This is a genomic window from Sphingomonas sp. AX6 (genome assembly GCF_902506605.1).
Taxonomy (GTDB): domain Bacteria; phylum Pseudomonadota; class Alphaproteobacteria; order Sphingomonadales; family Sphingomonadaceae; genus Sphingomonas.
Genome location: NZ_LR733979.1, coordinates 145,902 through 158,344 on the forward strand (window position 1 = coordinate 145,902; position 12,443 = coordinate 158,344).

Consider the following 12,443-nt stretch of genomic DNA (forward strand, 5'->3'; position numbering starts at 1 on the left):
ATGGGGATCGCCTTTAGGGCGTGATCGGAAAACTGCGCTCGATATCGACCGATTTATCGGCCAAATCATCCTGCGAGCGAGTATCATGCCGAACTCCGTGCCATTCAGTCCAACGGAAAGCGCCCAGTGACCGAACAACTCCAGCTTCATTCCGACCGCCTGTTTCCTGCCGATCCGGGCACGCGCGCGATCGCGCGGCGGCTGTATGAAAGGGTCGCCGATCTGCCGATCCTGTCGCCGCACGGCCATACCGACCCCAGATGGTGGGCGACGGATGCGCCGTTCGACAACCCCACCGCGCTGCTGATCACGCCCGATCATTATGTATTCCGGATGCTCTATTCGCAGGGGATCGACCTGGAGGCGTTGGGGATCCCGCGCGCCGATGGCCGTGCCGCCGACGTCGATCCGCGCGCGGTCTGGCACATCCTGGCGAACAACTATCACCTGTTCCGAGGCACGCCGTCGCGGATGTGGCTGGACTGGGTGTTTTCGAAAAGCTTCGGGATCGATGTCGCCTTGTCGGCGGCGACCGCCGATCATTATTACGACACCATCGACGCGGCGCTGAAGACCGACGCGTTTCGCCCGCGCGCGTTGTTCGAACGCTATAACATCGAATTGATCGCCACGACCGAAGGGCCGCTCGACGATCTGCGCCACCACCGCGCGATTGCGGAATCGGGCTGGAAGGGCCGTGTCATCACCGCCTATCGCCCCGATGCAGTTGTTGATCCGGAATTCGAGGGGTTTGCCGATAATTTGAAGGCGTTCGGTGAACTAACCGGCGAAGAGGTCTCCACCTGGGCAGGCTATCTCGCTGCGCATCGCAACCGGCGCGCCTATTTCGCGGAGGTGGGCGGGGCGACCTCGACCGATCACGGCCATCCTACGGCCGCCACCGCCAATCTGTCCGACGAAGACGCGGCTCAGCTATACCAGCGCGTGACAGCGGGCAGCGCGAGTGCGGCGGACGCCGAAACCTTCCGCGCGCAGATGCTGACCGAGATGGCAAAGATGAGCCTGGACGACGGACTGGTCATGCAGATCCATCCGGGTAGCTGCCGCAACCACAATGCGAAATTGTTCGACCGTTATGGCCGCGACAAGGGGGCGGATATTCCGACCCGCACCGATTATGTCGGGGCGCTCAAACCCATGCTCGACGTGGTCGGGAACGAGCGCGATCTGACGATCATTCTCTTCACGCTCGACGAAAGCGTCTATGCCCGCGAACTGGCACCGCTGGCGGGGCATTATCCTTGTTTGAAGCTCGGCCCGTCCTGGTGGTTCCACGACAGTCCCGAAGGGATGCGCCGGTTTCGCGAGATGACCACCGAGACCGCGGGTTTCTACAACACCGTCGGGTTCAACGACGATACCCGCGCGTTCCTGTCTATACCCGCGCGGCACGATGTCGCGCGGCGGATGGATTGCGGGTTCCTCGCGCGGCTGGTCGCCGAACACCGGATCGGCGAGGACGAGGCGCACGAACTGGCCCACGCGCTGACCTACGAATTGGCCAAGGCGGCGTATAGATTATGAGCGTGCGGCTCGATCGGTCGGCGTCGGCCAGCGCCCGCGATGGCGTTCTGTGGCCCGCATACGATCCGGGCGAACATGGCACCGGCATAATCCACCTGGGCATCGGCGCATTCCACCGCGCGCATCAGGCGGTCTATACCGATGATGTGCTGGCGAGCGCAGGCGGCGACTGGCGGATTACCGGCGTTTCGCTCAGGTCCGCCAGCGTGCGCGATCAGCTCGAGCCCCAGTACGGCCTCTACGCCGTGCTCGAACTCGGCAATGCGGGCGAGCGGTTGCGCGTGATCGGTGCGGTGGACCGCGTCCTGGTCGCGTCCGAACAGCCCGATGCGGTGATCGCCGCGATCGCCGATCCGGCGACGCACATCGTCTCGCTGACCGTCACGGAGAAGGGATATTGTCACGATCCCGCGACCGGGCGGATGGATCCGCACCATCCGGCCATCGCGCGGGAATTGACGGGCGGCGCGGTAGAGACCGCGATCGGTTATCTGGCAAAGGGTTTGCGCGCGCGCGCCGACGCGGGTGACGGGCCGGTGACGTTGCTGTCTTGCGACAACCTCCCGCACAATGGCGTGGTGTTGGGACAGGTACTGCGAGATTATCTGACCGCCTCCGACCCCGACCTGATCGACTGGATCGATGCGCATGTCCGCACGCCTGCGACGATGGTCGACCGCATCGTCCCCGCGAGTACGCCCGACGACCTCGACCGGGTGGAGGCGTTGCTCGGGCAGCGCGACGAAGGCGCGGTCAAGGCGGAGCCGTTCAGCCAATGGGTGATCGAGGATGATTTCGCCGGGCCGCGCCCTGCGTGGGAGACGGCAGGCGCGCAATTCGTCGCCGATGTTCGCCCGTTCGAACTCGCCAAGCTCAGGATGCTCAATGGCGCGCATTCGACGCTTGCCTATCTGGGGTTGATTGCCGGTCATGAAACGGTGGATCAGGCGGTCGCCGACCCCGCCATCCGGGATGTGGTCGATCGATTGATGCGCGAGGAGGCGGCGACGACATTGCCGGTAGTCGCGGGGCTCGACCCGCACGCCTATGCCGACGCGCTGCTCGCCCGCTTCGCCAATCCGGCGCTGCGCCACAAGCTGATTCAGATCGCGATGGATGGTTCGCAGAAGCTGCCCCAGCGGCTGCTCGGCACGATTGCCGATGCGCGCGCGAAGGGCATCGATCCGCATGCTGCGATCACCGGCGTCGCGGCTTGGATGCGCCATGTGGAACGCGTTGGCCGCGCGATCGACGATCCGATGGCGGACGCGCTTGGCCGTATTCCGGAAAGCGCTGCCGATGATGCCGCACTGATCGACGGCCTGTTGGACGTGCGCGCGATCTTCGGCGACCTGTCGGATGCCGACTGGCTGCGCGCCGCGCTCCGCTCCGCGATCGCGCGCCTTCCGATCGGTCGCGAGTCGGCATGAGCCGGTTGCTACACCCGAACCCGGGCGATCCCGTCGCCATCGCCCTCGATGCACTCGCACCTGGCGACACAGCAGGCGACGTAACCGTGCGCGACGCCATCCCGGCCGGGCACAAGATCGCGGTGCGCGGCATCGCGGCAGGCGAGCCGGTCCGCAAATTCGGCCATGTCATCGGTCGCGCCACGCGCGCGATTGGCGCGGGCGAACACGTCCATGTCCACAACCTTGCATTCGAGCCACAAGCCACGGCTCAGGGGATCGCGCGCGACGTGCCGCCCGCATTGCCACCGCGCGACGCTTGGTTCGACGGCTATCTCCGCGACGATGGCCGGGTCGGCACACGCAACTTCATCGGCATCCTGACGTCGGTCAATTGTTCGGCCAGCGTCGCGCGTGCGGTTGAACGGCACTTCACCCCCGAACGCCTTTCGCCCTTCGCGAATGTCGACGGGGTCGCGGCGTTCACCCACCAAAGTGGTTGCGGGCTGGCGCATGACGGCCAGGGGATCGCCAATCTCCGCCGCACGATCGCCGGTTATGCGCGCCACCCCAATTTCGCAGGCATCGTCCTGATCGGGCTGGGATGCGAAGTGAATCAGGTCGATCCGCTGTTGAGCGAAGCGGGGCTCACCCCCTCAGACAGCTTGCGCGTGGTCGGTATTCAGGACACCGGCGGCACCCGCGCCGCCATTGCGGCAGGCATTGCGGCGGTGGAGGCGATGCTGCCGCTGGCGAACGCGGAACGTCGTAGCCGGATGTCTGCGGCGCATCTGACCATCGGCATGCAGTGCGGCGGATCGGACGGGTATTCCGCGCTGACCGCCAACCCCGCGTTGGGCCGCGCCGCCGACCGGTTGGTCGCAGCGGGCGGGCGGGTGGTGTTATCCGAAACGCCGGAAATCTTCGGTGCCGAAGACCTGCTGCTCGCCCGCGCCACCAATGGCGAGGTCGCCGAAAAACTCACCGAGCGGATCGACTGGTGGCAGGATTACGCGTCGCAGCACGGTGCCGACCTCAACAACAATCCCTCCCCCGGCAATATCGCGGGCGGGATCACCACCATCCTCGAAAAGTCGCTGGGCGCAGTCGCGAAGGCGGGGTTGAGCCCGCTCAACGCGGTGATCGACTATGCCGCGCCGATTACCGCGCCTGGCCTGACCTTCATGGATTCGCCCGGTTACGACCCGGCATCGGCGACGGGCCAGATCGCGGGCGGCGCGAATCTGGTCGTGTTCACCACCGGTCGCGGTTCGGTGTTCGGATCGAAGCCTGCGCCGACGATCAAGATTGCGTCCAACTCCGCGCTCGCCGCGCATATGGCCGAGGATATCGACCTCGACTGCGGACGATTGCTGTTGGGTGAGGTGACGCTCGACCAATTGGGCGACGAGATGTTCAAGCTCATCCTGCGCATCGCCAGCGGCACGCCCAGCGCGTCCGAGCAAAGCGGGCTGGGGGGTGAGGAATTCGTCCCCTGGGTGCCGGGGGCGATGTTCTAGGTCGGCGCCTTCGTCCCAACATTTCACGGAAAGTTCCGGGCTGCCCCGCCGGGTCGTACCCGCTATCCTCCGCCAGATGACTCACATTCGAATCGGCATTGGCGGCTGGACCTACGAACCGTGGCGCGGCGGCGTGTTCTATCCGGAGGGCCATCCGCAGAGACGCGAACTGGAATATGCGTCGCGCGCGGTGACCGCGATCGAGGTCAACGGCACCTATTATTCGAGTTTCAAGCCCGACACTTTCGCCAAATGGGCAGCGGAAGTGCCCGACGATTTCGTGTTTGCCGTCAAGGCGTCGCGCTATGCGACCAACCGCAAGCGGTTGGACGAAGGCGGCGAATCGATCGCGAAGTTTCTGGGTCAGGGGATTACCGAACTCGGCCCGAAGCTGGGGCCGATTCTGTGGCAATTGGCCAATACCAAGAAGTTCGACCCGGATGAGATTGCCGGGTTCCTGAAGCTGCTGCCTGCGAAACAGGATGGTGTAGCGCTGCGCCATGCGGTGCAGGTGCGGCATGATAGTTTTCATGTGCCCGAATTTGTCGATCTGTGCCGGGCAGCGGGCGTGGCGATCGTCTACGCCGAGTCGGGCGATTACCCGGCGATCGCCGATGTGACGGGCGATTTCGTCTATGCGCGGCTGGAGAATGCGGAAAGTCGGTTCGCGGCGGGTTATGCGCCGTCGAAGCTGGACGAATGGGCGGATGCGGCTCAGGTCTGGGCAAAAGGTGGCGTGCCCGATCGGCTGCCGGTATTTGGCGGGGCGGCGGAGAAACGCGCACGCGACGTGTTCGTGTTCATGATCAACGGTGCCAAGGAAAAGGCACCCGCGGCGGCGCAGGCGTTGATCGAGCGGGTCAAACGCTGACGAACGGATGGTTTAAGGCCGCTCCGGGCTCGCCTTGTCCGAAACCATCCTTTCGCCGTCGATCACGATCGGGCTGGCGACACCGGGCAGGCCGTCCAGCATCACCTGCATCCCGCGCGCGATCACTTGCGGATCGGCGAAGACCTCTGCCACCGTGTTGATCGGGCCTGCGGGGATGCCTGCAGCCTCGAGTTTCTCGTAGAGTTCGGCCTTGTCCCAGGCCCCGATCGCGGCGGCGAGGACGGGGATCATTGCGCGGCGGTTCTCGACCCGTCCCGGGTTGGTCGCGAACCGCAGGTCGTCGGCGAGATCAAGGGCGAGGACCGCGCACAGCCGCCGGAACTGGCCGTCATTGCCGACCGCGATGATCAGGTCGCCATCGGCGCAGGCAAAGGCCTGATAGGGGGCAAGGTTGGCGTGGCCGTTGCCCATGCGGTGGGGGACGTTGCCGCTCGCCATCCAGTTGAGCGCCTGGTTGGCGAGCACCGCCACCTGGGTATCTAGGAGCGCCATGTCGATATGCGCGCCCTTGCCCGTCGCGTCGCGCTGGCGGAGCGCGGCGAGGATCGCGACAGCGGTATAGACGCCGGTGAAGATGTCGGCATAGGCGATGCCCGCTTTCTGGGGCGCGCCGTCGGGCTCCCCGGTCAGCGACATGATGCCGCCCATCGCCTGGATGATGAAATCGTACCCGGCGCGCGGTGCATAAGGCCCGGTCTGCCCGAAGCCGGTGATCGAGGCGACGATCAGGCGCGGGTTGAGGGTGCGGAGGCTGGCGGGATCGAGACCGTATTTGACGAGGCCGCCGACCTTGTAGTTTTCGATCACCACGTCGGCTTCGGCGACCAGCGCGCGGATTTCGGCCTGGCCTTGCGCCGTGGTGATATCGACCGCGCGGCTCGTTTTCCCGCGATTGGTCGAATGGAAATAGGCGGCGTCGAGATCGTGGCCGTCCGCATCGTGGAGGAAGGGCGGCCCCCAGTGACGCGTGTCGTCGCCTGCGCCGGGACGTTCGATCTTGACGACCTCGGCACCGAGATCGGCCAGGAGTTGCCCGCACCATGGCCCGGCGAGGATGCGGGCGAGTTCGACGACCTTGATGCCGGAGAGGGGTTTCATCTCATTCCCCATCCGTCACCCCAGCCAAAGTGCCGGGGTCCACCGTCCGGCAAGCGACGCGTCCGTTGCGTACGCGGCCCGGTGGATGCCGGAACAAGTCCGGCATGACGGAAAATGGGGGGCAGTCCCGCGCGAAACTCAAAAAGCCGCGATCCCCGTGATCGCGCGGCCCAGGATCAGGCCGTGGACGTCGTGCGTGCCTTCGTAGGTATTGACCGTTTCCAGGTTGATGGCGTGGCGCAGGACGTGGAATTCGGCGGCGATGCCGTTGCCGCCGTGCATGTCGCGCGCGACGCGGGCGATATCGAGCGCCTTGCCGCAATTGTTGCGCTTGATGATCGAGATCGCTTCGGGCGCGAGCGTGCCGTCGTCGAACATGCGGCCTGCACGCAGGCAGGCGTTGAGGCCGAGCGCGATTTCGGTCTGCATGTTGGCGAGCTTCATCTGGACGAGCTGGGTCGCCGCGAGGGGTCGCCCGAATTGCTGGCGTTCGAGCGTGTAGCTGCGTGCCGCCTCCATGCAGAATTCCGCCGCGCCCATCGTGCCCCAGGCGATGCCGTAGCGTGCGCGGTTGAGACAGCCGAACGGGCCTTTCAGCCCCTGTACCTCGGGCAGCAGCGCGTCCTCGCCGACTTCGACGCCGTCCATGACGATTTCGCCGGTGATCGACGCGCGCAGGCTCAGTTTGCCCTCGATCTTGGGCGCCGAAAGCCCCGCCATGCCCTTTTCGAGGACGAAGCCCTTGATCCCGCCGCCATGCGCATCGGATTTCGCCCAGACCACGAACACATCGGCGATCGGCGAATTGGTGATCCACATCTTGGTGCCCGTTAGCCGGTATCCGCCGTCGATCTTTTCCGCACGGGTCCGCATGCCGCCGGGATCGGAGCCCGCATCGGGTTCGGTCAGACCGAAACAGCCGACCCATTCGCCGCTGGCGAGCTTGGGCAGGTATTTGCGCTTCTGTTCCTCGGTTCCGTAGGCGTTGATCGGGTGCATCACGAGGGACGACTGTACGCTCATCGCCGAGCGATAACCGCTGTCCACCGCCTCTACCTCCCGCGCGACCAGCCCGTAAGAGACATAGCCTAATCCTGCGCCGCCATATTCTTCCGGGACGGTCGCGCCGAGCAGGCCGAGCTGACCCATTTCGCGCATGATCTCACGGTCGAAATCCTCGTCGAGATAGGCGCGGGTGACGCGCGGGAGCAGGCGTTCACGGGCATAGCTGCGCGCCGAATCGCGCACCATGCGCTCTTCGTCGGTCAACTGTGCGTCGAGCGCGAAGGGGTCCTGCCAGTCGAAGCGGCCCATATCTGCCATGTCGAATTCGTCCTTGTTCAGTTCGTGGGCGGCACGGTGCCGGGGGCGGCACCCGGTGCCGGTGCGCCGTCGACCGGCGCTGCGTTTCCGGGGAGGATGGTGGAGAGATCGGGCACCTGAATCGGCGGCGCGGCGGGCAGGATCAACCGGCCCTGACCCTGGATCGCCGCGGTCTCGATCCGGTCGAGCGCGCGCCTGGCATTCACGTACCGGCGCGCCGCCAGCATCCAGCTCTGCGCCTCGTTCGCGCCGGGCAGGCGTTCGATCTCGGCAATCGCGCCTTCGACCTGGCCTTCGTTCAGGCGCTGGCGGGCGCGTTCGAGGCGGTCTGCGGGGCGCGGGCTTTGCGATCCGCGCTGGCGAATGACGATCAGGCTACCGAGCGAACGGCGGCTTGCCGGCCCCCACCCGTCGGACAGATCGGTGCGGATCAGCGAGGGCGCGATCGTGTCGAGCGCCTCGCGCAGGTCGCCGATCGTCACCGGTTCGCGCGCGTTCCTCGTCACCACCGCGACCGCCTGGGGTTCCGATTCGGCGAAGCGCAGCCGCAACTGATCCTCGATATAGCCAAGCGCCAGCCCGCGATCGAGCGCACGGCGGGCGGCGAACGCGACCATCAGCCCTTCGGCGCGCGAGGCGAAGCCCGATGCGGTGCGAGAGCCCGTATCGACATCGTCCAGCCGTCGTTCGAGTTCGGCGATCCGCATCGTCAGCGTATCTGCCCGCGCCTGAAGCGCGACGGGATCGTTGGGGGAGGGCTGTTCGGTCGGCACGGTCAGCGCGGTTTCGACCGGCGCGGGTTCGGCGCGTTCGTTCAACCACCAGCGCATGCCCAGCGCCATCAGCGCGAGTCCTGCGACGAACGCGATCATCGCGACGATCAACACCGGGCTGACGCCCCTGGCGCGGGTCTCGCTGGGTATGGCGGGCGGCAGGTCCGTCCCGGTATCTAAGCTCATGGGCGTCCTTATCCCCGTCGCTCGTGCCAGCGTCAATCGGCGAGGGCGGTTGCGACCGCCAGCAGCGCGGCATCGTGAGGCTGTTCAGCGGCCTTTACGGTTTCCCAGCCCGATCCCGAAGCGTCGGCCACCGCCTCGCTGATCGCGGCGATGGCAATCGATCCGCGGTCCAGCCCGCCTGCATCGACGGCGAGCGCCAACCGCATCGCGGCGCGTGGGGAATGAAGCAGGGCGACGCAGCCGACCAGCCGGGTGATGTCTTCGCACGTCACTGCGACCGCTTCACTGGCATAGACGATGCGCACATCGGACAGGTGCAACGCATCGACGATCATCCGGTCGCGTCCCGCCAGATGCAGCGCGCGGCCGATGCGGTGCTGACCGAGGGTTTCCGAGAGTTCAGCCAGCCCGCCGCTGCCGATGGCGGTAACCTTCAATCCCGCCGCCTCTGCGGCCAGCGCCGTCGCCTTGCCGACCGTGAACACCGGCAGATGCGCATAGTCATAGAGCCGCGGCCCGGCGTTGCGCACCGCATTGGCGCTGGTCAGCACCAGCGCATCGTGCGTCGCCGGGTCGGCGGGGGTCCACGCCAGCGCGCGAATTTCAAACAGGGGCAAGCGGATGACGCGCAGCCCCAGCGCGAGTGCGCGGCCAGCGGTCGCGGCATTGCCGGGTTCCGGCCGCAGGATCGCGACCGGGCGGCTCACGGCCCGGCGAAAAGCTTGGCGACGGCGTGCGGCGCGCGTTTCAGCAGGTCGCGGGCGAGCGCTTCGGCAGCGGCGTCGTCATCGCCATCGCTGATAATGTCGCCGGTGATATGGTCGCTGCCGTCCTCGGCCAGCAGTTCCGCGCGAATCGTCAGCTGGTCGTCTTCGATCTGCGCAAGTGCCGCGACCGGCGAGTGGCAATCGGCCCCCAGCACCGCGAGCAACGCGCGTTCGGCCATGACGCAGCGCCAGGTCGGCTTGTGGTCGATCGCGTCGACGATGCGGCACGCGTCCTTGTCGTCGGCACGCACCTCGATCCCGACCGCGCCTTGCGCAGGCGCCGGGAGCAGGTCGTCGATGGCATGGCCGATGTCGGACTGGCCCAGCCGGTCGAGTCCGGCGGCGGCGAGCAGGGTTGCATCGGCTTCCCCTGCTTCCAGCTTCGCCAGTCGGGTCGCGACATTGCCGCGGAAGAGCAGGATTTTCAGGTCGGGGCGCAGGTTGAGCAATTGGGCCGCGCGCCGGGGCGAACTGGTGCCGACCCGTGCGCCCTTCGCCAGCGCCGCGATCGTTTTCGCCCCGATCAGCTTGTCGCGCACATCGGCGCGCGGCAGCATCGCTGCGATGCGGATGCGGGTCGGACGAATCGTCTCGACGTCCTTCATCGAATGCACCGCGCAATCGATGTCGCGGTCCAGCAGCGCACGGTCGAGTTCCTTGGTCCACAGCGCCTTGCCGCCGATTTCGGCCAGTGCGCGGTCCTGAACCCGGTCGCCGGTGGTCTTGATCGGCACGATCTCGACGTGCTCGTCGGCCCAGCCATGCGCAGCGATCAAGCGGACACGCACCATATTGGCCTGGACGAGCGCCAGCGGCGAACCGCGCGTGCCGATGCGGAAAGGTGCAGTCATGCGAATAGCGCCTAGAGGATCGCCCGCCCCTTCGACAAGCGTGCGGATCGGGCTATGGGTGGGATATGGCACTCATCCTCGGGATTGAATCGAGCTGCGACGAAACCGCCGCCGCAATCGTCGGCAGCGATCGGCAGATATTGTCGCACCGACTGGCGGGACAGGAATCGCGCCACGCCCCGTTCGGTGGCGTCGTCCCCGAAATCGCGGCGCGCGCGCATGTCGAAGCGATCGGGCCGCTGGTCGAAGCGGCGCTGGCCGATGCAGGGGTAAGGCTGGATCAGGTCGATGCGATCGCCGCGACCGCCGGGCCGGGATTGATCGGTGGCGTCATGGTGGGCCTCGTCACTGGCAAGGCGCTGGCGCTGGCGTCGGGCAAGCCGTTGGTGGCGGTCAATCATCTCGAAGGACATGCACTTAGCCCGCGATTGTCGGATCCCGATCTCGAATTCCCCTATCTGTTGCTGCTGGTGTCGGGCGGGCATTGCCAGTTGCTGCTGGTCGAAGGAGTCGGGCGGTATCGGCGGCTGGCGACCACGATCGACGATGCGGCAGGCGAGGCGTTTGACAAGACGGCGAAGCTGCTGGGGCTGGGCTTTCCGGGCGGGCCGGCGGTCGAGGAAGCGGCGAAGGCGGGCGATCCTTGGGGCGTGCCGCTGCCGCGTCCACTGGTCGGGACGGCGGAGCCGCATTTCTCGTTCGCGGGGCTGAAGAGCGCGGTACTGCGTGCGCGCGATGCGGGCACGCACAGCGCAGTAGATATTGCGGCGTCGTTCCAACAGGCGGTGGTTGATTGTTTGCTCGACCGCACGCGGCGAGCGCTTTCGACCATCGAAGGCGCGCCGACCGCACTAGTCGTCGCGGGCGGGGTGGCTGCCAACCGAACGATCCGCGCCGCGCTGGAGGGGCTCGCATCCGAACACGGCTTGCGTTTCGTCGCGCCGCCGCTGTGGCTCTGCACGGATAATGCGGCGATGATCGGCTGGGCCGGGGCGGAGCGGTTCGCGGCCGGATTGACCGACCCGCTCGACGTTGCGGCGCGGCCACGCTGGCCGCTCGATCCGACAGCAGAGAAGGCGCGCGGCGCGGGGGTGAAGGCATGAAGATTGGCGTGATCGGCGCGGGCGCATGGGGCACCGCGCTGGCGCAAGTGGCGGCGTCGGGCGGCGAGGACGTGGTGCTGTGGGCGCGTGAGGTCGATGTCGTCGATTCGATCAACGAAGCCCACGAAAACCGGCTGTTCCTGTCGGGCGTGACGCTGTCGTCCGCGATCCGCGCGACGTCGAATTTCGCCGACCTCGAGGGCTGCGATGCACTGTTGGTCGTGGCACCTGCCCAGCATGTCCGTGGCGTGTTGACCGAAGCGTGGGTCGGCGCGACGCCGTTGGTGCTGTGCGCCAAGGGGATCGAGGCGGGGACCGGGCTGCTGGTGGGCGAGGTTGCTGCTCAGGCCGCGCCTGACGCGCCAATCGCGGTGCTGTCCGGCCCTACTTTTGCGCATGAGGTGGCCAAGGGATTGCCGACTGCGGTGACGCTGGCGTGCGGCGACGACGCGCTGGGGGCGGCGTTGGCCGCTCGGTTGGCGGCGCCGACGTTCCGCACTTACGCATCGCGCGATGTGATCGGCGCGGAGATCGGCGGGGCGGTCAAGAATGTGCTCGCCATTGCTTGCGGCGTGGTCGAGGGTGCGGGGCTGGGGCTCAATGCCCGCGCCGCGACGATCGCGCGCGGTTTTGCCGAGATGACACGGTTCGGAGTCGCGCGCGGCGGGCAGGCGGAAACGCTAGCGGGCCTGTCGGGTCTGGGCGATCTGGTGCTGACCTGTTCATCGACCAATTCGCGCAATTTTTCGCTGGGCGTCGGACTGGGTCAGGGCAAGGCGGCGGGCGAGTTGCTGGCCGATCGGCGCACGGTGGCCGAGGGGGCCTTCACCGCGCCGGTTCTGCGCGGGGAAGCGCGCAAGGCCGGGGTGGAGATGCCCGTGACCGAAGCGGTGTGCGCGTTGCTCGACGGTGCACCGGTCGATGCGGTGGTGCGCGATTTGCTGGCACGGCCGTTGAAGGCGGAGGGGTATTAACG

At 66.7% G+C, this 12,443-nt stretch carries 11 protein-coding genes; 6 read left to right on the plus strand and 5 right to left on the minus strand.

Going from position 1 to position 12,443, the window contains the following annotated elements; translation table 11 throughout:
- The first annotated feature begins 126 nt into the window (after positions 1-126).
- From uxaC to ENHY17A_RS00710, 4 genes are all read left to right on the plus strand, one after another.
- Positions 127-1,545, plus strand: coding sequence for a glucuronate isomerase (uxaC, locus tag ENHY17A_RS00695; RefSeq protein ID WP_159709306.1), 1,419 nt, complete (start codon positions 127-129; stop codon positions 1,543-1,545).
- Positions 1,542-2,975: a mannitol dehydrogenase family protein gene (locus ENHY17A_RS00700; RefSeq protein WP_159709307.1), complete on the plus strand. Its 1,434-nt coding sequence runs from the start codon at positions 1,542-1,544 to the stop codon at positions 2,973-2,975. Before uxaC ends, ENHY17A_RS00700 begins: the two co-directional genes overlap by 4 nt.
- The gene (locus tag ENHY17A_RS00705; RefSeq protein ID WP_159709308.1) at positions 2,972-4,474 is read left to right on the plus strand and encodes a UxaA family hydrolase; all 1,503 of its coding nucleotides are present in this window, start codon (positions 2,972-2,974) and stop codon (positions 4,472-4,474) included. Before ENHY17A_RS00700 ends, ENHY17A_RS00705 begins: the two co-directional genes overlap by 4 nt.
- A 76-nt stretch (positions 4,475-4,550) precedes the next feature.
- On the plus strand, positions 4,551-5,345 hold the full coding sequence (locus ENHY17A_RS00710) for a DUF72 domain-containing protein (RefSeq protein WP_201296322.1): 795 nt from the start codon (positions 4,551-4,553) through the stop codon (positions 5,343-5,345).
- Between the two features lie 12 nt (positions 5,346-5,357).
- On the opposite strand, the gene ENHY17A_RS00715 is transcribed toward ENHY17A_RS00710, so the two are convergent.
- The 5 genes from ENHY17A_RS00715 to hemC all read right to left on the minus strand — a co-directional run bounded on the left by ENHY17A_RS00715 (position 5,358) and on the right by hemC (position 10,364).
- Positions 5,358-6,464: a CaiB/BaiF CoA transferase family protein gene (locus ENHY17A_RS00715; protein ID WP_159709309.1), complete on the minus strand. Its 1,107-nt coding sequence runs from the start codon at positions 6,462-6,464 to the stop codon at positions 5,358-5,360.
- A gap of 138 nt (positions 6,465-6,602) precedes the next feature.
- A complete protein-coding gene (locus tag ENHY17A_RS00720; RefSeq protein WP_159709310.1) occupies positions 6,603-7,787 on the minus strand; it encodes an acyl-CoA dehydrogenase in 1,185 nt (394 codons plus the stop codon).
- A 17-nt stretch (positions 7,788-7,804) separates the two neighbouring features.
- Positions 7,805-8,746: a hypothetical protein gene (locus ENHY17A_RS00725; RefSeq protein WP_159709311.1), complete on the minus strand. Its 942-nt coding sequence runs from the start codon at positions 8,744-8,746 to the stop codon at positions 7,805-7,807.
- A gap of 32 nt (positions 8,747-8,778) precedes the next feature.
- Entirely contained in the window at positions 8,779-9,453 is a 675-nt protein-coding gene (locus tag ENHY17A_RS00730; protein ID WP_159709312.1) for a uroporphyrinogen-III synthase, read from the minus strand.
- A complete protein-coding gene (gene hemC / locus ENHY17A_RS00735; RefSeq protein ID WP_159709313.1) occupies positions 9,450-10,364 on the minus strand; it encodes a hydroxymethylbilane synthase in 915 nt (304 codons plus the stop codon). The genes ENHY17A_RS00730 and hemC overlap by 4 nt, the downstream gene beginning before the upstream one ends.
- A 65-nt stretch (positions 10,365-10,429) precedes the next feature.
- Here hemC and tsaD point away from each other — a divergent pair, with 65 nt between their 5' ends.
- A complete protein-coding gene (gene tsaD / locus ENHY17A_RS00740) occupies positions 10,430-11,467 on the plus strand; it encodes a tRNA (adenosine(37)-N6)-threonylcarbamoyltransferase complex transferase subunit TsaD (protein ID WP_159709314.1) in 1,038 nt (345 codons plus the stop codon).
- Positions 11,464-12,441, plus strand: coding sequence for an NAD(P)H-dependent glycerol-3-phosphate dehydrogenase (locus tag ENHY17A_RS00745; protein ID WP_159709315.1), 978 nt, complete (start codon positions 11,464-11,466; stop codon positions 12,439-12,441). The genes tsaD and ENHY17A_RS00745 overlap by 4 nt, the downstream gene beginning before the upstream one ends.
- Positions 12,442-12,443 lie beyond the last annotated feature (2 nt).

What these genes read in the sequence shown, in the direction of transcription:
- ENHY17A_RS00700 (WP_159709307.1), top strand. Translation starts at nt 1,542, where the DNA reads ATGAGCGTGCGGCTCGATCGGTCGGCGTCGGCCAGCGCCCGCGATGGC.
- ENHY17A_RS00705 (WP_159709308.1), top strand. Translation starts at nt 2,972, where the DNA reads ATGAGCCGGTTGCTACACCCGAACCCGGGCGATCCCGTCGCCATCGCC.
- ENHY17A_RS00710 (WP_201296322.1), top strand. Translation starts at nt 4,551, where the DNA reads ATGACTCACATTCGAATCGGCATTGGCGGCTGGACCTACGAACCGTGG.
- ENHY17A_RS00715 (WP_159709309.1), bottom strand. Translation starts at nt 6,464, where the DNA reads ATGAAACCCCTCTCCGGCATCAAGGTCGTCGAACTCGCCCGCATCCTC.
- ENHY17A_RS00720 (WP_159709310.1), bottom strand. Translation starts at nt 7,787, where the DNA reads ATGGCAGATATGGGCCGCTTCGACTGGCAGGACCCCTTCGCGCTCGAC.
- ENHY17A_RS00725 (WP_159709311.1), bottom strand. Translation starts at nt 8,746, where the DNA reads ATGAGCTTAGATACCGGGACGGACCTGCCGCCCGCCATACCCAGCGAG.
- hemC (WP_159709313.1), bottom strand. Translation starts at nt 10,364, where the DNA reads ATGACTGCACCTTTCCGCATCGGCACGCGCGGTTCGCCGCTGGCGCTC.
- tsaD (WP_159709314.1), top strand. Translation starts at nt 10,430, where the DNA reads ATGGCACTCATCCTCGGGATTGAATCGAGCTGCGACGAAACCGCCGCC.
- ENHY17A_RS00745 (WP_159709315.1), top strand. Translation starts at nt 11,464, where the DNA reads ATGAAGATTGGCGTGATCGGCGCGGGCGCATGGGGCACCGCGCTGGCG.